The sequence below is a fragment of the Phreatobacter sp. genome, assembly GCF_052440005.1.
In the GTDB taxonomy this organism is placed as follows: Bacteria; Pseudomonadota; Alphaproteobacteria; order Rhizobiales; family Phreatobacteraceae; genus Phreatobacter.
In genome coordinates this window covers 22,913-44,016 of sequence record NZ_JBQVQL010000022.1, presented here as the reverse complement: position 1 = coordinate 44,016, position 21,104 = coordinate 22,913, and the positions used below count along the sequence as shown (strand labels likewise).

General features: G+C 68.1%; 20 protein-coding genes. 13 read left to right on the top strand and 7 right to left on the bottom strand.

The window, feature by feature from the left end:
- The first annotated feature begins 81 nt into the window (after positions 1 to 81).
- From ACT6XY_RS07870 to ACT6XY_RS07860, 3 genes are read left to right on the top strand one after another with little or no spacing between them, the layout of a single operon-like run.
- A complete protein-coding gene (locus ACT6XY_RS07870; protein ID WP_444747783.1) occupies positions 82 to 1,245 on the top strand; it encodes a M20 aminoacylase family protein in 1,164 nt (387 codons plus the stop codon).
- 22 nt (positions 1,246 to 1,267) lie between these two features.
- Positions 1,268 to 2,431 carry a M20 aminoacylase family protein gene (locus ACT6XY_RS07865; RefSeq protein ID WP_444747782.1) on the top strand — a complete coding sequence of 388 codons (1,164 nt, stop codon included), beginning with the start codon at positions 1,268 to 1,270 and terminating at the stop codon, positions 2,429 to 2,431.
- Positions 2,432 to 2,457: 26 nt separating this feature from the next.
- Positions 2,458 to 3,624, top strand: a complete 1,167-nt coding sequence (locus tag ACT6XY_RS07860) for a M20 aminoacylase family protein (RefSeq protein ID WP_444747781.1) — start codon at positions 2,458 to 2,460, stop codon at positions 3,622 to 3,624.
- 85 nt (positions 3,625 to 3,709) lie between these two features.
- On the opposite strand, the gene ACT6XY_RS07855 is transcribed toward ACT6XY_RS07860, so the two are convergent.
- The 3 genes from ACT6XY_RS07855 to ACT6XY_RS07845 form a co-directional block, all read right to left on the bottom strand.
- Positions 3,710 to 4,600 carry a LysR family transcriptional regulator gene (locus ACT6XY_RS07855; protein WP_444747780.1) on the bottom strand — a complete coding sequence of 297 codons (891 nt, stop codon included), beginning with the start codon at positions 4,598 to 4,600 and terminating at the stop codon, positions 3,710 to 3,712.
- A 33-nt stretch (positions 4,601 to 4,633) separates the two neighbouring features.
- A complete protein-coding gene (gene trxB / locus ACT6XY_RS07850) occupies positions 4,634 to 5,596 on the bottom strand; it encodes a thioredoxin-disulfide reductase (RefSeq protein ID WP_444747779.1) in 963 nt (320 codons plus the stop codon).
- A gap of 201 nt (positions 5,597 to 5,797) precedes the next feature.
- Complete coding sequence (locus tag ACT6XY_RS07845; protein ID WP_444747778.1) at positions 5,798 to 6,436, bottom strand: 2OG-Fe(II) oxygenase; 639 nt, start codon at positions 6,434 to 6,436, stop codon at positions 5,798 to 5,800.
- A gap of 204 nt (positions 6,437 to 6,640) precedes the next feature.
- Between ACT6XY_RS07845 and ACT6XY_RS07840 the strand changes: the two genes are divergently transcribed.
- From ACT6XY_RS07840 to ACT6XY_RS07825, 4 genes are all read left to right on the top strand, one after another.
- Positions 6,641 to 7,120: an Lrp/AsnC family transcriptional regulator gene (locus ACT6XY_RS07840; protein ID WP_444747777.1), complete on the top strand. Its 480-nt coding sequence runs from the start codon at positions 6,641 to 6,643 to the stop codon at positions 7,118 to 7,120.
- 46 nt (positions 7,121 to 7,166) lie between these two features.
- A complete protein-coding gene (locus tag ACT6XY_RS07835; protein ID WP_444747776.1) occupies positions 7,167 to 8,066 on the top strand; it encodes an alpha/beta fold hydrolase in 900 nt (299 codons plus the stop codon).
- Positions 8,067 to 8,157: 91 nt separating this feature from the next.
- The gene (locus tag ACT6XY_RS07830; protein ID WP_444747775.1) at positions 8,158 to 9,387 is read left to right on the top strand and encodes an OpgC family protein; all 1,230 of its coding nucleotides are present in this window, start codon (positions 8,158 to 8,160) and stop codon (positions 9,385 to 9,387) included.
- An 86-nt stretch (positions 9,388 to 9,473) separates the two neighbouring features.
- Complete coding sequence (locus tag ACT6XY_RS07825; RefSeq protein ID WP_444747774.1) at positions 9,474 to 10,169, top strand: SGNH/GDSL hydrolase family protein; 696 nt, start codon at positions 9,474 to 9,476, stop codon at positions 10,167 to 10,169.
- A gap of 6 nt (positions 10,170 to 10,175) precedes the next feature.
- On the opposite strand, the gene ACT6XY_RS07820 is transcribed toward ACT6XY_RS07825, so the two are convergent.
- Complete coding sequence (locus tag ACT6XY_RS07820; RefSeq protein ID WP_444747773.1) at positions 10,176 to 11,507, bottom strand: ATP-binding protein; 1,332 nt, start codon at positions 11,505 to 11,507, stop codon at positions 10,176 to 10,178.
- Positions 11,507 to 12,226, bottom strand: a complete 720-nt coding sequence (locus ACT6XY_RS07815; protein ID WP_444747772.1) for a response regulator — start codon at positions 12,224 to 12,226, stop codon at positions 11,507 to 11,509. The genes ACT6XY_RS07820 and ACT6XY_RS07815 overlap by 1 nt, the downstream gene beginning before the upstream one ends.
- Positions 12,227 to 12,408: 182 nt before the next feature.
- Here ACT6XY_RS07815 and ACT6XY_RS07810 point away from each other — a divergent pair, with 182 nt between their 5' ends.
- The 5 genes from ACT6XY_RS07810 to ACT6XY_RS07790 all read left to right on the top strand — a co-directional run bounded on the left by ACT6XY_RS07810 (position 12,409) and on the right by ACT6XY_RS07790 (position 18,691).
- Entirely contained in the window at positions 12,409 to 12,975 is a 567-nt protein-coding gene (locus ACT6XY_RS07810; RefSeq protein WP_444747771.1) for a hypothetical protein, read from the top strand.
- A 243-nt stretch (positions 12,976 to 13,218) separates the two neighbouring features.
- Positions 13,219 to 16,548: a carbamoyl-phosphate synthase large subunit gene (gene carB / locus ACT6XY_RS07805; RefSeq protein WP_444747770.1), complete on the top strand. Its 3,330-nt coding sequence runs from the start codon at positions 13,219 to 13,221 to the stop codon at positions 16,546 to 16,548.
- 104 nt (positions 16,549 to 16,652) lie between these two features.
- Complete coding sequence (greA, locus tag ACT6XY_RS07800) at positions 16,653 to 17,129, top strand: transcription elongation factor GreA (RefSeq protein WP_444747790.1); 477 nt, start codon at positions 16,653 to 16,655, stop codon at positions 17,127 to 17,129.
- A gap of 147 nt (positions 17,130 to 17,276) precedes the next feature.
- The gene (locus ACT6XY_RS07795; protein ID WP_444747769.1) at positions 17,277 to 18,227 is read left to right on the top strand and encodes a YiiG family protein; all 951 of its coding nucleotides are present in this window, start codon (positions 17,277 to 17,279) and stop codon (positions 18,225 to 18,227) included.
- Positions 18,228 to 18,328: 101 nt separating this feature from the next.
- Positions 18,329 to 18,691, top strand: a complete 363-nt coding sequence (locus ACT6XY_RS07790; protein ID WP_444747768.1) for a DUF6152 family protein — start codon at positions 18,329 to 18,331, stop codon at positions 18,689 to 18,691.
- Here the strand turns inward: ACT6XY_RS07790 and ACT6XY_RS07785 are convergent.
- Positions 18,684 to 19,151, bottom strand: a complete 468-nt coding sequence (locus tag ACT6XY_RS07785) for a DUF6644 family protein (protein WP_444747767.1) — start codon at positions 19,149 to 19,151, stop codon at positions 18,684 to 18,686. The two genes, ACT6XY_RS07790 and ACT6XY_RS07785, sit on opposite strands and share 8 nt — an antisense overlap.
- 5 nt (positions 19,152 to 19,156) lie before the next feature.
- A complete protein-coding gene (locus ACT6XY_RS07780; RefSeq protein WP_444747766.1) occupies positions 19,157 to 19,609 on the bottom strand; it encodes a GatB/YqeY domain-containing protein in 453 nt (150 codons plus the stop codon).
- Between the two features lie 160 nt (positions 19,610 to 19,769).
- Here ACT6XY_RS07780 and carA point away from each other — a divergent pair, with 160 nt between their 5' ends.
- Positions 19,770 to 20,969 (top strand): glutamine-hydrolyzing carbamoyl-phosphate synthase small subunit, encoded by a 1,200-nt coding sequence (gene carA, locus ACT6XY_RS07775; RefSeq protein WP_444747765.1) that lies wholly within the window; start codon positions 19,770 to 19,772, stop codon positions 20,967 to 20,969.
- Positions 20,970 to 21,104: the final 135 nt, after the last annotated feature.

Here is a 21,104-nt window from a genome sequence, read left to right as displayed (position 1 = left end):
AGGAGCCGACCGCATGGCAGCCCGGTTGACCCGCCGCCCGGGCTCCGGTTCTGTGGGTCTTTCTCCCCTCGGAACGCATCCATGCCCATCGTGAACCGGATTGCCGGGCTGCATGAGGAAGCCACGGCGTGGCGCCGCGACTTCCACCAGCATCCCGAACTGCTCTTCGACCTGCCGCGCACCTCCGCCATCGTGGCGGACAAGCTGCGCACCTTCGGCTGCGACGAGGTGGTCACCGGCATCGGCCGCACCGGCGTCGTCGGCCTCATCCGCGGGGCCAGGACGACGTCCGGCAAGGTGATCGGCCTGCGTTCGGACATGGACGCGCTGCCGATGACCGAGATCACCGGCCTTCCCCATGCCTCCACCGTGCCGGGAAAGATGCACGCCTGCGGCCATGACGGCCACATGGCGATGCTGCTGGGTGCGGCGAAATACCTCGCCGAGACCCGCAACTTCGACGGCACCGTCGCGCTCATCTTCCAGCCGGCGGAGGAGGGCGGCGGCGGCGCCCGCGAAATGGTGGCCGACGGCCTGATGGAGCGCTTCGGCATCCAGGAGGTCTACGGCATGCACAACAACCTCGACCCCGCCGGCACCCTCGCGGTCCGCCCCGGGCCGACCAGCGCGGCGGCCGACAAGATCCACATCCTCGTCGAGGGCAAGGGCGGCCATGCGGCGAAGCCCCATCTGGCTGTCGACACGGTCCTCGTCGCCGCCCAGATCATCATCGCCGTGCAGTCCGTCGTCGCCCGCAACATCGATCCCCTGGGCTCGGCCGTCGTGTCGATCTGCGCCTTCAATGCCGGCCATGCCAACAACGTCATCCCGCAGACGGCGGAACTGCTCGGCACGGTGCGCACGCTCACCAAGGACATCCAGACCCTCGTCGCGCAGCGGCTGCAGCAGGTGGTCGAGATGACGGCCGAAAGCTACGGCGCCAAGGCGACCTTCACCTACACCTACGGCTGCCCGATGGTGGTGAACCACGCCGCCGAGGCCGAGCATGCCGCGGCGGTGGCCGCCTCCATCGTCGGCGAGGGCCTCGTGCGCCGCGACAAGCCGCCGACCATGGGCGCCGAAGACTTCTCCTTCATGCTGGAGGAGCGGCCCGGCTGCATGATCGGCATCGGCCAGGGCGGCGAATTCGGCGTCCATCATCCCGCCTATGACTTCAACGACGAGATCCTCCCCATCGGCATGAGCTATTGGGCCCGCCTCGTCGAAACCCGCATGCCGGCCTGACCGCCTGCCACCGGAGACCAGGGTGCCGATCGTCAACCGCATCGCCGCATTGCACGAGGAGGTCGCCGGCTGGCGGCAGGACCTCCATCGCCACCCGGAGCTCGGCTTCGACCTGCCGCGGACCTCGGCGCTGGTCGCGGCGAAGCTCAGGGACTTCGGCTGCGACGAGGTGATCACCGGCATCGGCCACTCCGGCGTCGTCGGCATCATCCGCGGCGCGCGGACGACCTCGGGCCGGGTTGTCGGGCTGCGGTCCGACATGGACGCGCTTCCCATCCACGAGACCAGCGGCGCGGACCATGCCTCCACGGTGCCGGGCAAGATGCACGCCTGCGGCCATGACGGGCACATGGCCATGCTGCTCGGCGCCGGGAAATACCTCGCCGAGACCCGCAACTTCGACGGCACCGCGGTCCTGATCTTCCAGCCCGATGAGGAGGGGGGTCATGGCGCCCGCGCCATGATCGCCGACGACCTGATGGACCGCTTCGGCATCCAAGAGGTCTATGGCATGCACAACAGCCAGGACCCGGTCGGAACGATCTCGGTCATTTCCGGCGCCGCCAGCGCCGCCGTCGACTGGATCCGCATCGCCATCGAAGGCAAGGGCAGCCACGCGGCGCGGCCTCACCTGGCCGTCGACACCGTGCTCGTCGCCGCCCATGTCATCGCCGCGGCCCAGTCGGTCGCGGCACGCAACGTCGATCCGCTCGCCAATGCCGTCATCTCCCTCTGCCATGTCGATGCGGGCTCGGCCTTCAACGTCATCCCGCAGAATGCGGAATTGCGCGGCACGGTTCGCACGCTGTCGAAGGCGGTCCAGGACCTGGTCGAGGAGCGGCTGCACCAGATCGTCGCCGGCGTCGCGGCGACCTTCGGCGCCACCGCCACCCTGACCTATGAGCGCGCCTGCCCGAGCGTGATGAACACGGCGGCCGAATCCGGCCATGCCGCGCGCGCCGCGGCCTCCGTGCTCGGCGAGGCCGCAGTCTGGCGCGACGTCGACCCGGCCATGGGCGGCGAGGACTTCGCCTTCATGCTGGAGGAGCGGCCGGGCTGCATGATCGGCATCGGCCAGGGCGGGGCCTTTGGCCTCCACCACCCCTCCTACGATTTCAACGACGAAATTCTTCCCATCGGCATGAGCTATTGGGCCAAACTCGTCGAGACCCGCCTGCCGGCCTGACCGGCGTCGCCTTCCCGGAGACCACCATGCCCATCGTCAACCGCATTTCCGCCCTCCACGACGAGGTGACCGCCTGGCGCCGCGACCTCCACGAGCATCCCGAGCTGATGTTCGACGTGCACCGCACCGCCGGCGTCGTCGCCGACAAGCTGCGCGAGTTCGGCTGCGACGAGGTCGTCACCGGCATCGGCCAGACCGGCGTCGTCGGCATCATCAAGGGCCGCAACACCGGCTCGGGCAAGGTGATCGGGCTCCGCGCGGACATGGACGCGCTGCCGCTCAGCGAGATCACCGGCCTGCCGCACGCCTCGAAGGTTCCGGGGAAGATGCACGCCTGCGGCCATGACGGCCACACCGCCATGCTGCTGGGCGCCGCCAAGTACCTCGCCGAGACGCGCAACTTCGACGGCACGGTGGCCGTGATCTTCCAGCCGGCGGAAGAGGGCGGCGGCGGCGGCCGCGAGATGGTCAACGACGGCATGATGGACCGCTTCGGCATCCAGGAGGTCTACGGGATGCATAACGCGCCGGGCCTGCCGGTCGGCAAGTTCGCGCTACGCGCCGGCCCGCTCATGGCGGCTGCCGACCGCATCCAGATCGACGTCGAGGGCAAGGGCGGCCATGCCGCGCGTCCGCATCAGTCCATCGACACGATCCTCATCGCCTCGCAGATCGTCAACGCGGTGCAGTCCATCGTCTCGCGCAACGTCGACCCGCTCGGCAACGCCGTCGTCTCCATCTGCGCCTTCAACGCCGGCTTCACCGACAACGTCATTCCGCAGACGGCGACGCTGCTCGGCACGGTGCGCACGCTCACCCCGGAAATGCGCGACCTCGTCGAGAAGCGCCTGCATGCCGTCGTCGAGGGCACGGCAGCTGTCTATGGCGGCACCGCCAAGCTCACCTACTACCGCGACTATCCGGTGACCCGGAACCACGCCGAGAACGCCGTGTTCGCCGGCGACGCCGCGGCTTCGGTGGTCGGCGAGGACGGCGTCAACCGCGACACCGTGCCGGTGATGGGCGGCGAGGACTTCTCCTTCATGCTCGAGGCCCGCCCCGGCGCCTTCATCTTCATCGGCCAGGGCGACACGGCCTCCGTCCACCACCCGGCCTATGACTTCAATGACGAGATCATCCCCATCGGCATGAGCTACTGGGCAAAGCTCGTCGAGAGCCGTCTCGCGGCCTGAACCCGTAAAAGGGCGGGGCGCCTTCCGCACTGGAAGGCGCCCCGCCGAAGCTGCCGGACGATGGTGGGCATCGTGACGGGGGGGCTCAGCCCGGCCAGCGAGAGGCCTTGGAGACCAGGAAGTCGCGGAACACCTGCACGCGGGCGACCGACTTCAGCTCTTCCGGATAGACGAACCAGGCATCGAGCACCGGCATCTCCTCGTCATCGAGAATCTGCACCAGGCCCGACCCGTCGCGGATGAGATAGACCGGCAGCACGGCGACGCCGATGCCGTTCTCCACCGCCGCCACCAGACCCGAGATGTTGTTGATCGTCATGGCGAAAGAGCGCGGCGCCATGCCGTTGCGACCGGCCGTCGACAGCCAGGTGACGTTCTGCATGTAGTTCGGCGCCCGCCCGCCGAAGGCGAGGATGCGGTGGCCGTCGAGCTCCGTCGCGTTCTTCGGCGAGCCGTGCCGCTTCAGGTAGTCGGACGAGGCGAAGGCGTGGAACTTGATCTGGAAGAGCTTGCGCTGGATGAGGTCGGGCTGCACCGGCTGGCGCACGCGAATGCCGACGTCGGCCTCGCGCATCGACAGGTCGAGTTCCTCGTCGGTGAGGATCATCTTGATCTGGATGTCGGGGTAGAGGTCGAGGAATTCGCCGAGCCGGGGGGCGAGCCAGGCCGTGCCCAGGCCGACCGTGGTCGTCACCTTCAGCTCGCCGTTCGGCCGCTCCTTCGAATCGGTCAGCTTGATCTTGGCGCTCTCGAGCTTCATCAGCACGTCTTGCGCCGTGTGGTAGAGAAGCTCGCCCTGCTCGGTGAGAACGAGGCCGCGGGCGTGGCGGTGGAAGAGAGGGACCTTCAGGTCCTGCTCGAGCGAGGACACCTGGCGTGAGACCGCCGACTGGGACAGTCCCAGCGTATCGGCCGCGTGCGTGAAGCTTCCGGCCGCTGCGGCGGCGTGGAAAATCCTCAGCTTGTCCCAGTCCATCACTGTCTCCCGGAGCCGGCTGCTCTGTCCGTCTTATTCGGCGGCTTGGCGGATCGTCGCGTGGTGGGCGAGAAACCGTTCGGCTTCGAGGGCGGCCATGCATCCCATGCCGGCGGCGGTGACCGCCTGGCGGTAGGTGTCGTCGGTGACGTCACCGGCGGCGAAGACGCCGGGAACGTCGGTGGCGGTGGAATCGGGGGCGGTCCACAGGTAGCCGGACGGCTTCTTGCGGAGCTGACCCTCGAAGAGTTCGACGGCCGGGGCATGGCCGATGGCGATGAAGACGCCGTCGACGGGGCGCTCCTGCGTCTCGCCGGTCTTGACGTTCTTCAGCCTGACTCGCGTGACGGCGGTCGGGTCGTCGCGGCCGATCACCTCGTCCAGTGCGCTGTCCCACACCACCTCGATCTTGGGGTGGGCGAAGAGGCGCTCCTGGAGGATGCGCTCGGCCTTGAAGGCGTCGCGGCGGTGGACCACCGTCACCTTCGAGGCGAAATTGGTCAGGAACAGCGATTCCTCGACCGCGGTGTTGCCGCCGCCGACGACCAGGACTTCCTTGTTGCGGTAGAAGAAGCCGTCGCAGGTGGCGCAGGCCGAGACGCCGAAGCCGCGGAACTTCTGCTCCGAGGGCAGGTCAAGCCACTTTGCCTGCGCGCCGGTGCAGATGATGAGCGATTCCGCCTCGTAGACGTCGCCGGACTCGCAGGTGATGCGGAAGGGTCGCTGCTTCAGGTCGACCGAGGCGACGTGGTCGGAGACGATGCGGGTGCCCACATGGGCCGCCTGCTTCTCCATCTGCTCCATGAGCCAGGGGCCCTGGATGACGTCGGCGAAGCCGGGATAGTTCTCGACATCGGTGGTGATGGTGAGCTGCCCGCCGGGCTGGATGCCCTGGATCAGCACCGGCTTCAGCATGGCACGGGCCGCGTAGATCGCGGCCGTATATCCGGCCGGGCCGGAACCGATGATGACGACGCGCTCGCTGTGGATACCCATGATGTCCAGCCGCGGGATGGGGGTGGAAAAAAGTTCCCTGCGGACCGGCAATCTGGAACAGCCATGCGCATGGCGCAAGGCTCATTCCTGCGACTTCTTGGCGTTCTCAACGAAATGCGTTGATGGAAATCCTCACAAATCTGAATGGGATGCATCGCAAGGCGATACCCGCGGGGCGGGCTGCGATGCATCTCCTGCGGATCAGGCCGCCTTTCCGGTGATCATCCGGATGAACTTCTTGAATCGGCTGGACCGGGCGTGGCGACCCTGTTCGTGGTCGACCACGGCCTGGCTCGTCACCCAGTTCATCTGGATGGCGCGGCGCTTGCCGGCGAAGGGCTCGTGGCCGTGCCAGGACTTGTCGGAGCGCTTGAACACGAGGAGCGTGCCGCCGTCCGGCGGGATTTCCGCGGCGTAGTCGTTGAGGTCGGTGCCGTTGTTGAGGACGCGCAGGCGGCCGCCGTCCGAATCCCAGGCGTCGTTCATGTAGAGAAGGACGGTGATGATCTTGGTCTCGGAATCGGTGTGGATCTTGCCGTCCGTCGCCCGGGTGAAGCCACGCACCGTGTACATGGTCGGCCGCCCCGTCAGGTCGACGCCGAACTTCTCCTCGATCGCCTTCCGGAACGGCTCCTGGTCGAGTTCATCCATCAGCGCCTTGAAGTCCCCGCGGATGTCGAGCACGGCCGGCGGATGCGAGCCCGGGCCGGGAACGTCCGGATAGTCCTTGAGGACGTCCTGCAGGCGGTCGGCCCGGACGAAGTTGGGCACCACCAGGTAGTCGTAGGGGACGGTTTCGAGCGGGGTCGCGCGCAGGCGCTCCATATCGATAAAGCTCATCAGGGCCTCGCAGAGTCTTTCAACACGTCGACGTTATATGGCCGGGACCGGGGGTGCTGTCCACGCGCGAACGACGCCGGCGCACCGTCTCGCGATCCTGTCGTGACGGGCCGATGCGGCGAAATTTTGTTGCGTGGCGAGGGGGGCTGGGCTATCCGGCGGATACCGCGCTGCAACCTGCCGCCACAGTGGAGACGTGCCCCCGTGAAGGCCCGCCTGGACGCCATCGACTGGAAGATCCTGAGGGAACTCCAGGCCGACGGACGCATGACCAATGTGGAACTGGCGAGCCGGGTCGGGATTTCCGCGCCGCCCTGTCTCAGGCGCGTGCGCGCGCTCGAGGAGATGGGCGTCATCCGCGGCTATCGCGCGCTGCTCGCGGCCGAGAAGCTCGGCTACGGCGTCACCGTCTTCGCCATGGTCCACCTGGCGAGCCAGGCCGAGGCCGACCTCAACGCCTTCGCCGAAAAGGTCCGCCACTGGCCCGTGATCCGCGAGTGCCACACGGTATCGGGCGATTTCGACTTCGTCATGAAATGCGTCGCGCCCGATCTCGCGAGCTTCCAGCATTTCGTCTCCGATCTGACCGCCACCCCGAACGTGCGCAACGTGCGCACGGTCCTCACCCTCGGCCAGGTGAAGGACGAGGCGGCAGTTCCCCTCGAGATCGCGCCCGCCGACTAGGGGCGGCGCTGCGAGAGGGCAGGGCACGAGCATTGCGGATGGCATCATGACCACGACCCTGGCCGAACCCGGCGATCGCCTGATGGTCACCCTGACGGACGGCGCCATGTCCGGGCTGCGCTGGGGGGCGGAGCGCATGCCGCCTGATCTCGTCTTCCTCCATGCCAACGGCTTCAACGCCGCCACCTACGGGCCGCTGCTCGCGCCGCTCGCGGCCGATCGCAGCATCGTCGCCCTCGACATGCGCGGCCACGGCCTCTCCACCCTCCCGGCGGACCCGGAGCGGATGACCAACTGGAACGCCTATGCGGACGACCTCGTCGAGGTCCTCGACCGCATCGTGCCGGACGGTGCCCGCCCGCCCGTGCTCGCCGGCCATTCCATGGGCTCGGTCGCGGCCCTCATCGCGGCGGCGCGGCGGCCGGCGCGGGTCCGCTCGCTCGTCCTCCTGGACCCCGTCATGATGCACCCCTGGCTCTGGCTCTTCGCGCGCACGCCGTGGGGCGCCGCCCGCATGCGCCGCTTCGACCTCGCCGTCGGTGCGGCGAAGCGCCGCGCGGTGTTTCCGTCAAAGGCGGAGGCTGTCGCCACCTATCGCACGCGCAAGACCTTCGCCTCCTGGCAGCCGGGCTTCCTCGAGGGCTATGTCGAGGGCGGTTTCGTGGACGATCCCGCCGGCGTGCGCCTCGCCTGCGCGCCCGCGTGGGAGGCCGCCAACTTCGCCACCCAGACGCAGAACCCCTGGGGCGCGCTCGGGCGCGTGCGCGTGCCCGTCACCATCCTCGCCGGCAGCAACCGGTCGACGGTCTATGGCGGGGCCGCGCGGATCGCCCGCGTCGCCCCGCGGGTGCGCGTGGAAACACTTCCCGACACAACCCATTTCTTCCCGATGGAAAGCCCCGAGCGCGTCCGGGAGGTGCTGGTGGAGACGCTCGCGCAGTCGTGATCGCCCGTGGGTGATCGTGATCGCATTGTGGAAACTTTAGCCATGATTTGCGCGTAGAGACGCAGCGTCCAACCGCAGACGTGCATCCGCCATGCCCCGTCTCCCTCCCGCCCCGGTCTCCATGCCCGCTCCACTGTCCTTCGGCTCCTGGTTCTGGCTCGGCGCGTCACCCGCCTCGGCGGTGCGCGTGGAGAGGGACGTGCGCGTCGACGTCTTCCGCGGGCTCTCTCTTCTGATCATCTTCGTCGACCACGTGGCCGGCAACGTGCTCACCCGCGTCACGCCGACCTCCATGGGCTTTTCCGACGCGGCCGAATATTTCGTGCTGCTCGCCGGCTTCTCCGCAGCGCTCGCCTACGGCACGGTCATGGACCGGCGCAGCTTCGTGACCGGCACCGCCCAGATCGTCGCGCGCATCTGGAAGCTCTATCTCGCCCATCTCGGCCTTTTCGTCTTCACCGCCGTTGCCGTTGCCTTTATGGCCGTGCGCTTCGGCAACCCGGTCTATTACGAGCACGTCGCGATCCTGCCCTTCTTCCAGGACCCTGCCACGACCCTGCTGCAGACCGCGGCGCTGGTCTTCCTGCCGAACTACCTGGACATCCTGCCGCTGTACATTGTTCTCCTGGCCATGTTGCCGGTGCTGTGGCTGCTTGCCCGCATCGCGCCCGCCCTGGCGCTCGCCACCTCCGCCGCCCTCTACGCCGGCTCCTGGCTGCTGGAGCTCGCCATCCCCAACATGTCCACGGGCGGCTCCTGGTTCTTCAATCCCTTCGCCTGGCAGCTCCTCTTCACCACCGGACTGATCGCCGGCCAGGCGGTGCTGCGCGGCGTCGCGCTGCCGCGCTCGCCGGTCATCACCGTGGCGGCGCTCGCGGTGGTCCTCTTCGGCCTCGTCAGCACCGCGCCCTGGGCCGTCATCGCCGGGTTCGAGAGCGTCGTCCTGCCCGACGAGTGGCGTCTCGACCTCGACAAGACCAATCTCTCGCTGTGGCGCTTCGCTCACGCCCTCTCGCTCGCCTATCTCGTCGCCGCCCATGTGCCGCGCACGGCCGCCTGGCTCGCCGCCGCGCCGGCCCGGCTGCTGGAACAGGCAGGCCGGCACTCGTTGCCGCTGTTCTGCTTCGGCGTCATCCTCTCGCTCCTCGGCACGTTCGCCTTCACCGAGATCGGGCGAGGTCCGGTGATGCAGGTCCTCGTGAACTTCGTCGGCATCACCCTCTTGCTTGCCACGGCAGCCGTGCTTGAATGGTACAAGAGTGCGACAGCCAAGGTGCCGGCCAAGGCCGCATCCGGCGTCAGCGAGGTGAAGACGGCGTGAGATCCTTCCGGTCGTCCCGTGCCCTGGGGCCGCTTCTGGCCCTGTCGGTCCTCCTGGGCCCTGCCCAGGGGTCGGAGACGCGCGTGGTGGCCGATGTGTCATGCCCCGTGCCCGCCGCGCTCCGCAGCTTCCCGGCCGACCTGCCGCGTGCCCGTGCCGCCATCGCCGACGGGCAGAAGCTTACGATTGTAGCGCTTGGCTCTTCGTCGACCCTCGGCACCGGCGCCTCTTCCGAGGAGCGCGCCTATCCCGCCGTCATGCGCGCCGCTCTGGCGTCCCTGCTGCAGGGGCACGAGATCGACGTGATCAATTCCGGCGTCGGCGGCAATTCCGCCCACCAGATGTACCAGCGCATCGAAGCGGACGTGCTGTCGGAGCAGCCGAAGCTCGTCATCTGGCAGGCCGGCGTCTTCGACGCGATCCACGATATCGGCATCGAGAAGTTCAAGCGCATCCTGCGCAAAGGGATTGCGATGATCCGCGAGGGCGGGGCGGACGTCCTGCTGATGGACCAGTTGCCGCTGCCGCGCGCCGATCGTTTCCCGGCCTATCCCGGCTATGTCGCCGCCCTCCATGAGGTGGCTGTGGAAACCGACACGCCGGTGTTCCGTCGCAGCGAGCTGTTCTCGACCCTGATCACGGAAGGCCGGCTCCGCCCGGACGAGATGCTGCCGACAGCCGGCGACAACATGGTGGATGGCAGCTATCACTGCCTCGGGGTCAACCTCGCCCGCACGCTCGCCGAGAAACTCTCCCCGCGCGCGGCGACCGTCCGCCCCTGAAGGCGATCAGGACATCGGCAGGCTGAGCCTGACGACAAGGCCTGTCGGGGTGTTGTCGCCGAGGGCGATGCCGCCGCCATGGGCTTCCATCACCGAGCGGGCGATCGTCAGCCCGAGGCCGAAGCCGTCCGTGTCATTCATGGTCCGTGCGTCCTCGCCGCGCACGAATGGCTCCAGCATCGCTGCGCGCCGGGCGGCCGGAATGCCGGGGCCGTGATCCGCCACGACGATCACCGCCATGTCGCCCTCGCGGGTCAGCGACAGTTCCGCCGCCCCGCCGTACTTGATCGCGTTGTCGACCACGTTGGCCACCGCGCGTTCGACGTCCAGCGGCCGGCCGCGGACCGGCAGGCGGCCCGAGACGGTCATGGTCACCGGCTTGCCCATGTCGGCATAGCCGTCGGCGATCGTCTGGAGCAGGCTCTGCAGGTCGAAGGTGGTGGACGCGGCGTCGCTGCGGCCGTCGCGCAGATGGGTGAGGGCGCTTTGCACCAGCGCGTCCATCTGGTCGAGATCGGCCAGCATGCGGCTGCGTTCCGGGCTTTCATCGAGCATCTCCGCCCGCAGCCGCAGCCGGGTGATGGGCGTACGCAGGTCGTGGCCGACCGCGGCGAGGGTCTTGGTCCGGTCGTCGACCAGCTTCGTGATGCGCTCCTGCATGCGATTGAGCGCGCGCGCCACGGTGCGGATCTCGCGCGGCCCGCTCTCGGGCAGCGGCTGAACGGTCTGCCCGAAGCCATAGGACTCCACCGTCGCCTCGATGGCGCGCAGCGGCTTGGTGAGCGACAGCGCCGCCCATGATCCGAGCATGGCCAGACTGACCAGAACGAAGATGATCGTCGCCCGCACAGGACCGCCCGGGGGCGGCGGCGGCCTGTCCCTCAGCAGCGTCACCGCCGCGGGCGTGCCATCCCTCAGCCCGATGACGATCCGCACACGGTCGCCTCCTGCCTGGCCCCGGGCCTCCACCGGCTCGCCGACGTTGAAACCCTCGCCCAGCAGGCGCCTCAGGTGCATCGCGCGGTGGTCTGGGACGGAAGGGGCGGCCGGCGTTTCAGCCGCCGGAAGCTCGATGCCCAGGTCGGGCGTGCTGCTGCGGATGCGGGCGATCGCTTGCGGCCGTTCGGCGGGCGGCGTGACGTCGAGCAGACGGACGAAGCCCGCGACGCGGCCGGTCGTCTCGGCCGGATGCTCGGCCCGATCCTGCCGCGACCAGATCACCGTGATGAAGAAGACCAGATGGAGCGCGCAGACGGAGAGGATGACCAGCAGGGCAATCTGGCCGGCGATTCTGTCGGGAAGGAGCCGTGCCCAGAGTGGTCCCGGCCGGTCGGCCATCACTGCGCCTCGACGTCGGGCGTGAACATGTAGCCGCCGGACCGGACGGTCTTGATGAGATCAGGACGCTGCGGATCTGTCTCGATCTTGCGACGCAGGCGCACCACCAGGATGTCGATGCTGCGCTCATTGGGGCCGGCGGCGCGACCCTGGGTGAGGTCGATGAGCTGGTCGCGGCTGAGGAGGCGGCCCGGCCGTTGGCAGAAGACGCGCAAGAGGTCGAACTCGCCGTCGGTGACCGAGACGCGGGCGCCGCCCGGATCTGTGAGGCTGCGGCGCAGCGCATCCAGCGTCCAGCCGTGGAACTGGAACCGGTGGGACGCGTCGGCCGGCGGCTCGTCCTGCTGCCCGTTGGAGCGTCGCAGGACGGCCCGCACCCGCGCCAGCAGCTCGCGGGAGGCGAAGGGTTTGACGAGGTAGTCGTCGGCGCCGAGCTCGAGGCCCAGCACCCGGTCGAGTTCCTCGCCCTTGGCCGAGACCATGATGATCGGCAGCTTGGTCTGCGATCGCAGCCGGCGGCAGATCGAAAGGCCGTCCTCGTGCGGCAGCATGACGTCGAGGATGACGAGATCGATCCGGCTGTCGACCAGGATCCTGTCCATCTCGCGGCCGTCGCCGGCCGTGGAGACGCGGAAGTCGTTGGACTTCAGGAAACGCGCGATCAGGCCGCGAATCTCGCGGTCGTCCTCGACGATGAGAATGTGGGGTTCGCTCGACATGGCGGACAGATAGGTGAGGGGAGACGGGTGGAGAAACAGAAATTTGTTTCGGTCTGTTTCGGTGCGGGGCTGCGGAAATAGTTCGAAACCAAGTCGGCGGGGGCGCTAAGATCGCATTAAGCATATCGGCGCGTCCTGCGGTTGTCAGTGTAGTCCTGTTACCGCCACCGAAGGAGGCACCCATGACGACGACGATTTCATCGTCCTCGTACGCCGCGCAGCGACCCTCGCCGCGCGACATGCTGCAAAACACCCTCGCCGCACAGGTTTCGTCCGGCGAGGTATCCTCGACGGACGCGAGCGCGCTCTCGTCCGCGCTCGACCAGATCGACCAGGCGATGAAGGCCGAGCGCGGCAGCTTCTCCGCCACGCGCACCGCCCCTCCGAGTCCCGACGAGGCCAAGTCCAAGATCGACAGCCTGATCGCCGAGCAAGTCGAGGCCGGCACGCTCACCGAGGACCAGGCGGCCGAACTCAAGGAGATCTTCTCCGAGACCTTCGCCAACGGCCCTGGCGGGGGGCGCGGCCCCGGTGGTCCGGGCGGTCCGCCCCCCGGCCCGCCCCCGGGCGAGGAGAGCGAGAGCTCCGGCACCACCAGCCTCACGATCACCACCAACGATTCGGCGGTGAGCACGGCGCTCCAGGACTTCCTGAAGCAGCTCCAGGAGAAGCTCGGGTCGGGCTACGGCACCTCCGGCCAATCGACCTCCGGAAGCACGACCTCGCTCCTGTTCGACGTCTCGGCGTGAGCCGGAAGCCGCCGCGCCCACCCCGGCGCGGCGGCGTTTCAACTCCGCGACCGGGCGGCTGCCGCCCGCGTCGTCGTCGCGGCTTCCCATCGGCGGGAAAGCCGTCTATAGGGGCCGCTTAATCACGCGACCCGATGTTCAGGGGATGCGGTTGCGGGAGGCTGGCTCGAAGCGAGTCCGGCCTCTTTTTTTGCGCCGGGCGTCCCCGAAGATCCAGACGAGCCTTCAAAGGGCCGGAGCCTCATGCCGAAACGCACCGACATCTCCTCCATCCTGATCATCGGCGCCGGCCCGATCGTCATCGGCCAGGCCTGCGAGTTCGACTATTCGGGCACGCAGGCGGTGAAGGCGCTGAAGGAGGAGGGCTACCGGATCGTCCTGGTCAACTCCAATCCCGCGACCATCATGACCGACCCGGACATGGCGGACGCCACCTATATCGAGCCGATCACGCCCGAGATCGTGGCGAAAATCATCGAGAAGGAGCGCAACGTCACGCCCGGCGGCTTCGCCCTGCTGCCGACGATGGGCGGCCAGACCGCGCTCAATACCGCCCTCAAGCTCGAGGAGATGGGGGTTCTCGCGAAGTTCGACGTCGAGATGATCGGCGCCAAGGCCGACGCCATCGACAAGGCGGAAAACCGCGAGCGCTTCCGCCAGGCCATGACCAAGATCGGCCTGCAGACGCCGAAGAGCCACGTGGTCCAGTCGCTCGGCGCCGCCCTCGACGTGCTCGACGACATCGGCCTTCCCGCCATCATCCGCCCCTCCTTCACCATGGGCGGCACGGGCGGCGGCATCGCCTACAACAAGGCCGAGTTCATCGAGATCGTCGAACGCGGCCTCGACGCCTCGCCGACCACCGAGGTCCTGGTCGAGGAGAGCGTGCTCGGCTGGAAGGAATTCGAGATGGAGGTCGTGCGCGACCGCGCCGACAACGCCATCATCGTCTGCTCCATCGAGAATCTCGACCCGATGGGCGTCCACACCGGCGATTCGATCACCATCGCGCCGGCGCTGACGCTGACCGACAAGGAATACCAGATGATGCGCGACGCCTCGATCCGCGTCCTGCGCGAGATCGGGGTCGAGACCGGCGGCTCCAACGTCCAGTTCGCCGTGAACCCGGCCGACGGCCGCCTGGTCGTCATCGAGATGAACCCGCGCGTGTCGCGCTCCTCGGCGCTCGCCTCCAAGGCGACGGGGTTCCCCATCGCCAAGGTCGCGGCCAAGCTCGCCGTCGGCTACACGCTTGACGAGGTGAAGAACGACATCACCGGCGGCGCCACCCCGGCCTCCTTCGAACCGACGATCGACTACATCGTCACCAAGGTGCCGCGCTTCGCCTTCGAGAAGTTTCCCGGCGCCGACCCTGTCCTCACCACCTCGATGAAGTCGGTCGGCGAGGTCATGGCCATCGGCCGCACCTTTCAGGAATCGCTGCAGAAGGCCATGCGCGGCCTCGAGACCGGCCTCACCGGCCTCGACGAGATCGAGATCGAGGGCCTCGGCAAGGGCGACGACAAGAACGCCATCCGCGCCGCCCTCGGCACGCCGACGCCGGACCGCCTCCTGAAGGTGGTCCAGGCCATGCGGCTCGGCATCTCCAACGATGAGATCCACGCCTACTGCCGCATCGATCCCTGGTTCCTCGAGCAGATCCGCGGCATCGTCGACATGGAAGCGGAGGTGCGCGCCAAGGGCGTGCCGACCACGGCCGGCGCGCTGCGCCGCCTCAAGGCCATGGGCTTCTCCGACGCCCGCCTCGCCGTGCTGACCGAGAAGACGGAAGGCGAGGTCGCCCGCGCCCGCCGGGCCCTCGGCGTGCGGCCCGCCTACAAGCGGATCGACACCTGCGCGGCGGAGTTCGCATCCCCCACCGCCTACATGTACTCGACCTACGAGACGCCCTTCGCCGGCGCGCTCGCCGACGAATCGCAGCCCTCGGGGCGTGAGAAGATCGTCATCCTCGGCGGCGGCCCCAACCGGATCGGCCAGGGCATCGAGTTCGACTACTGCTGCTGCCACGCCTGTTTCGCGCTCTCGGACGCCGGGTTCGAGACGATCATGATCAACTGCAACCCGGAGACGGTCTCCACCGACTACGACACCTCGGACAGGCTCTATTTCGAGAGCCTGACGGCGGAGGACGTCATCGAGATCATGGAGCGGGAGAAGCAGAACGGCACGTTGAAGGGCGTCATCGTCCAGTTCGGCGGGCAGACGCCGCTGAAGCTCGCCCGCGCGCTGGAGGAGGCTGGCATCCCCATCCTCGGGACCTCGCCGGACGCCATCGACCTCGCCGAGGACCGCGACCGGTTCAAGCGCCTCCTCGACAAGCTCGGCCTGAAGCAGCCGAAGAACGGCATCGCCTATTCGGTCGAGCAGGCCCGCCTGATCGCCGGCGAGCTCGGCTATCCGCTGGTCGTGCGCCCGTCCTACGTGCTCGGCGGCCGCGCCATGCAGATCATCCGCGAGGAGGGCCAGCTCGGCGACTACCTGCTCGGGACCCTGCCGGAGCTGGTACCCGCCGACGTCAAGGCGCGCTATCCCAACGACAAGACCGGCCAGATCAACACGGTCCTCGGCAAGAACCCGCTGCTCTTCGACCGCTACCTCTCCGACGCCATCGAGGTGGACGTCGACTGCCTCGCCGACGGCAAGACCAGCTATGTCGCCGGCATCATGGAGCACATCGAGGAGGCCGGCATCCATTCCGGCGACAGCGCCTGCTCGCTGCCGCCCTATTCGCTGCCCGGGCAGATGCTGGCCGAACTGGAGCGCCAGACCAAGGCGCTGGCCATCGCCCTCGACGTCGGCGGGCTGATGAACGTCCAGTACGCCATCAAGGACGGCGACATCTACGTCCTCGAGGTCAATCCGCGCGCCTCCCGCACCGTGCCCTTCGTCGCCAAGGTGGTGGGCGAGCCCATCGCCAAGATCGCCTCGCGGATCATGGCGGGCGAGAGTCTGGAGTCCTTCGGCCTGAAGCCCAAGGTTCTCGACCATGTCGGCGTCAAGGAGGCGGTCTTCCCCTTCGCCCGCTTCCCCGGCGTCGACGTGCTGCTCGGGCCCGAGATGCGCTCCACCGGCGAGGTCATGGGCCTCGACCGCACCTTCGCCACGGCCTTCGCCAAGAGCCAGCTGGGCGCGGGGACCATCGTGCCCGTCTCCGGCACGGTCTTCGTCTCGGTGCGCGATGACGACAAGCCGCGCATCCTCGACGCCATCCGCATGCTGCACGGCCTCGGCTTCAGGATCATCGCCACCTCCGGCAACCAGCGCTATCTCGTCGAGCAGGGCATCCCCTGCGGCAAGATCAACAAGGTGCTGGAGGGTCGGCCGCACATCGTCGACGCGTTGAAGAACGGCGAGGTCCAGCTCGTCTTCAACACGACGGAGGGTGCCCAGGCGCTCTCGGACTCCAGGTCCCTGCGCCGTGCGGCCCTCTTGCAGAAGGTCCCCTATTACACCACTCTTGCAGGTGCTGTGGCCGCCGCACAGGGCATCAAGGCCTATCTCGAGGGGGACCTCGAGGTGCGCGCGCTGCAGAGCTATTTCGGCAAGGCCTGATTTCCGGCCACTGCCGGAACACGCAAGGGTTCACCATGAAGGTTCGCGGGGCCGGCGTCCTCGGCCCGCGGACCTTTATTCGTCATTGAAAGGCAAGGGCGAGCATCATGGAAAAGGTTCCGATGACCGTCGGCGGTTTCGCCAAGCTCGAAGCCGAGTTGAAGGAACGCCAGCAGGTCGAGCGCCCGCGTATCATCGCGGCGATTTCGGAGGCGCGCTCCCACGGCGATCTTTCGGAGAATGCCGAATATCATTCCGCCAAGGAGCAGCAGTCGCTCAACGAGGGCCGCATCGCGGAACTCGAGAGCCTCATCGCGCGCGCCGAGGTGATCGACGTCACCAAGCTCTCCGGTGATACGGTGAAGTTCGGCGCCACGGTGAAGCTCGTCAACGAGGACACCGAGGAGGAGCGCGTCTGGCAGATCGTCGGCGACAGCGAGGCGGACGCCAAGGCCGGCCGTATCTCCATCTCCTCGCCGCTGGCGCGCGCCCTCATCGGCAAGGCCGCCGGCACCGTCGTCGAGGTCAATACGCCCAAGGGCGCCCAGAGCTACGAGGTCCTGGAGATCCGCTGGGGCTGAGGCCTGCGCAAAGGCAAGGCGTGGGAAGGCGTCGTCCGGGCGGGCGGCGCCTTTTTCGCGCCGCTGAAACGATGGACCCGAAGCCTCGCTGACGGACTGAAACGCCCTCCGGCCATCATGGCGGTCACCAGGAGAGGACGTTCCGCCATGACGATGCCTTGCCCGACCGATCGGCCCGACCGCCGCCGCGCGCTTCTTCTCGGGCTCGGAGCGGTGATCCTCGGCGCCGCGCCGGCCCTCGCGCAGGACAGGGCCGCACCGGATGCCGCGCTACAGGCCGCCATCGTCAAGTCCAACGCCTATACCGCGCTGCTCAACCGCACTCTGCGGGCCGTGGACTCGTGGAACCGCTACCGCAGCTGGGTCGACCTGCGGCGCGGCCCGACGGGGCGCGAGCGCTACATCACCTATGGCCTCTACAGCCTCTATGACGTTCGCAGCGAGATCGAGAAGGCCGAGCAGGCGGTGGTCCAGGAGCCGGCCATGCCGGACCTGGACGACGCCATGCGCCGCTACATCCAGTCCTATGCGACCTTGGCGCCGCTCATTGCCCGCGCCAACGTCTATTACGAGCGCAAGGACTACCAGGACGACGGCGCGGCGCTGGGCCGCGAACTGCACCGCGAGATGGTGCCGGCCGCCGAGGCCTTCCTCAAGGATCGCGCAGAGGTCGAGCAGCACATGCGGGCGATGCGCGCCGACCTCGATGGCCGCGAACTCGCGGACATCGAGCGGCGGGAAGGGCGCTCGGCCCGCTGGAACGTGCGCAACGTGATGATCGCCGCGCGCGCCGTCATGGACCTGATGCCGTCGGATGAGCGGCCCGTGGTCGATCTCGCCGCCTTCGACGCCGCCATCGGCCGCTATTCCGCGGCGCTCCGCGACCTCGACAAGCTGAAGGAGACGGATCCCTCCGGCGCCTCCGTCATCGACAGCCAGGCCGGGTCCTGGCTCGGCAGCCTGCGCGAATACCGCCAGAAGCTCGGCCGCGTCCGCGGCGACGCGCGGCGGGCCGGCGGCCACGAGCGCATGTGGATCGTCAACAACTACAACATGATGGTCTCCATGGCGCAGACGCGCCTGCGGATCGGGCGATAAAGGGTCGCAGGCTCCCTCACGCAGGCGTGAGCGCCCGTCGGTGTCCGGCCCGCGGGACCCTGCGTTAGTCTGGTGCATCCGCCGCTCGTGGGAGACCGACCATGCCGAACCGCCGCACCGTCCTGAGCGCCGCCGCCATCGCCGGCGCGACCCTCGTGTCCGGCGCCGCCCTGGCCCATCACGGCTGGGGCGGCTTCGACCGCGACAAGGTCCTCGACCATTCCGGCCCGGTCGCCCGCTCGACCTATGCCAACCCCCACGGCACGCTGTTCATGCAGAAGGACGGCCAGGAACTCACCATCGAGCTCGCGCCGACCTCGCGGATGCAGGCCCGCGGGCTGACGGCAGAGGACATCGCGGCGGGCAAGACCGTGCGTGTCTACGCCTATCAGAACCGCGGCAATCCGACTGTCTATCGCGCCGAATGGGTCGAGGTGGCCGGCCGTCGCGTCGAGCTCAGGTGAAAGCGATCCAGCGGCCGAGACCGATCGCCGCGAGCCACAGGGCGAGCGAGGCGAGGGCGCTCGCGCGGGCGAGGGGCTGGTCGAGCATTGCGGCGATCCCCGTCCGCCGCGCCGCGACCTCGAAGGCCAGCGCATTGGCGAGGCCGAGCCCGACCACCGTGAGCTTTGCAAGGAAGGTCGGGTTGGCGAGATATTCGTCCGGCCGGGCCGCAGCGAGCAGCACGCCCGTCGCGACCGCGAGGGCGATGCCGATCCTGGCGGTGGCGCGCAGCAGCGCCAGTGCGGAGACATCGAGGGAGCGAAGAAGCCGCGCGATCCTGAGATCGACCAGGGCGATGGGGCCGAAGAGCAGCGCGAGGCCGACCACGTGGAGGGCCGACACCGCGGCATAGACGGGTGTCGAGAGGGCGACGCCGGTGATCCGGCCGAGATCGGTCCAGAGGCCGACCAGCGTCTCCACGGGGCTCAGCCGAGAAGTTGCTTGACGAGCGGGCTCGCCTTGCCGAAGTCCATCTGGCCGGCATAGCGCGCCTTCAGCTCGCCCATGACCTTGCCCATGTCCTTCACGCCCGTGGCGCCCGTCTCGGCGATGACGGCAGCGATGGCGGCCTTGGCCTCCGCCTCGTCCATCTGCTTCGGCAGATAGGCGGAGATGACGGCAATCTCGGCATTCTCCTGGTCGGCGAGTTCGGGCCGTCCACCCTCGCCATACATCTTGGCGCTCTCTTGGCGCTGCTTCACCATCTTCTGGAGGAGCTGCAGGATCTCGTCGTCCGAGATGGGCCCCTTGCCGGCGCCGCGGGCCTCGATGTCCTTGTCCTTCAGCGCGGCCTGGATGAGGCGGATCGTGCCGAGGCGCGGCTTGTCGCCGCCCTTCATGGCCTCTTTCAGATCGCTCATGAAACGGTCGCGCAGCATGCGGAAAATCCTAAGGTGAGACGCGGGCGGCGGCCCGGGCCCGGAAAGAGCAGGGCAGGGCCGACTGCGTCGAAAAAGCCGGAGGCGGCGGTGGATTTCCGCAGGCGGGAGCCCGCATTCCTTTTGACCGACGCCCAAGTCGTCGCTATGTAGGCGCCTCATGACACACAGACAATACGAATCCGGCTGGACGGATCCCAAGCCGACGGCCCTGCTCGTCCTCTCGGACGGAACGGTGATTGAAGGTTTCGGACTCGGAGCGGACGGCATCGCCGACGGCGAAGTCTGCTTCAACACGGCCATGACCGGTTACCAGGAGATTCTGACCGATCCCTCCTATGCCGGGCAGATCATCACCTTCACCTTTCCGCATATCGGCAACGTCGGCGCCAACGACGAGGACATCGAGACGGTCAACATGGCCGCCGCCTCGGGCGTGCGCGGCGTGGTGCTGAAGGCGGCGATCACCAGCCCCTCGAACTACCGCTCCGGCGGGCATTTCGACCTCTGGCTGAAGCGCCGCGGCATCGTCGGGCTGTGCGGGGTCGATACCCGCGCGCTCACCGCGCTCATCCGTGAGAAGGGCATGCCCAATGCCGTCATCGCCCATTCGCCGAGCGGCGAGTTCGACGTCGAGGCGTTGAAGCGCCGCGCCGCCGGCCTTCCCTCCATGGACGGGCTGGACCTCGTGCCGGGCGTCACCTCCACCCAGCGCTATCCCTGGTCGGAGACGGTCTGGGAGTGGGACGAGGGCTACGGCACCGCCGGCGAGCCGCGCTTCCACGTCGTGGCGCTGGACTACGGCGTCAAGCGCAACATCCTGCGCCTCCTCGCCAATGCCGGCTGCAAGGTCACGGTCGTGCCCGCCAGCGCGACGGTCGACGAGGTCATGGCCCTCAAGCCGGACGGCGTCTTCCTCTCCAACGGCCCCGGCGATCCCGCCGCCACCGGCGACTATGCCGTTCCGGTGATCCGCGCCGTGCTGGACAAGCAGATCCCGACCTTCGGCATATGCCTTGGCCACCAGATGCTGGGCCTCGCCGTCGGTGCGAAGACCAAGAAGATGCACCAGGGCCATCACGGGGCGAACCACCCTGTAAAGGACATGGACACCGGCAAGGTCGAGATCACCTCGATGAACCACGGCTTTGCCGTGGACGAGGCGACGCTGCCGGCCAATGCCCGCCCGACCCACATCAGCCTGTTCGACGGCTCCAACGCCGGTATTGCGCTGACCGACAAGCCGGCCTTCTCGGTGCAGTATCACCCCGAGGCCAGCCCCGGCCCGATGGACAGCCACTACCTCTTCGATCGCTTCGTCGCGATGATGGAAAAGGCCAAGGCCAAGTCTCCCGCCTGACCGGCGGCGCGGCATCTTTATCCACGTTATCCACAGGCGGATCGGCGGCGGACAGGCGCTGAGACCGATCCGGTCCAGATGAGCAAAGAAAAAGCCTCGCAATGTCTTGCGAGGCTTTTTTCATGCGCCGTGGGA

Excerpts from the sequence above, each read along its gene's own strand:
- ACT6XY_RS07870 (WP_444747783.1), top strand. The coding sequence starts at position 82 with ATGCCCATCGTGAACCGGATTGCCGGGCTGCATGAGGAAGCCACGGCG.
- ACT6XY_RS07860 (WP_444747781.1), top strand. The coding sequence starts at position 2,458 with ATGCCCATCGTCAACCGCATTTCCGCCCTCCACGACGAGGTGACCGCC.
- ACT6XY_RS07855 (WP_444747780.1), bottom strand. The coding sequence starts at position 4,600 with ATGGACTGGGACAAGCTGAGGATTTTCCACGCCGCCGCAGCGGCCGGA.
- trxB (WP_444747779.1), bottom strand. The coding sequence starts at position 5,596 with ATGGGTATCCACAGCGAGCGCGTCGTCATCATCGGTTCCGGCCCGGCC.
- ACT6XY_RS07845 (WP_444747778.1), bottom strand. The coding sequence starts at position 6,436 with ATGAGCTTTATCGATATGGAGCGCCTGCGCGCGACCCCGCTCGAAACC.
- ACT6XY_RS07835 (WP_444747776.1), top strand. The coding sequence starts at position 7,167 with ATGACCACGACCCTGGCCGAACCCGGCGATCGCCTGATGGTCACCCTG.
- ACT6XY_RS07830 (WP_444747775.1), top strand. The coding sequence starts at position 8,158 with ATGCCCCGTCTCCCTCCCGCCCCGGTCTCCATGCCCGCTCCACTGTCC.
- ACT6XY_RS07820 (WP_444747773.1), bottom strand. The coding sequence starts at position 11,507 with ATGGCCGACCGGCCGGGACCACTCTGGGCACGGCTCCTTCCCGACAGA.
- ACT6XY_RS07815 (WP_444747772.1), bottom strand. The coding sequence starts at position 12,226 with ATGTCGAGCGAACCCCACATTCTCATCGTCGAGGACGACCGCGAGATT.
- ACT6XY_RS07810 (WP_444747771.1), top strand. The coding sequence starts at position 12,409 with ATGACGACGACGATTTCATCGTCCTCGTACGCCGCGCAGCGACCCTCG.
- carB (WP_444747770.1), top strand. The coding sequence starts at position 13,219 with ATGCCGAAACGCACCGACATCTCCTCCATCCTGATCATCGGCGCCGGC.
- ACT6XY_RS07795 (WP_444747769.1), top strand. The coding sequence starts at position 17,277 with ATGACGATGCCTTGCCCGACCGATCGGCCCGACCGCCGCCGCGCGCTT.
- ACT6XY_RS07790 (WP_444747768.1), top strand. The coding sequence starts at position 18,329 with ATGCCGAACCGCCGCACCGTCCTGAGCGCCGCCGCCATCGCCGGCGCG.
- ACT6XY_RS07780 (WP_444747766.1), bottom strand. The coding sequence starts at position 19,609 with ATGCTGCGCGACCGTTTCATGAGCGATCTGAAAGAGGCCATGAAGGGC.
- carA (WP_444747765.1), top strand. The coding sequence starts at position 19,770 with ATGACACACAGACAATACGAATCCGGCTGGACGGATCCCAAGCCGACG.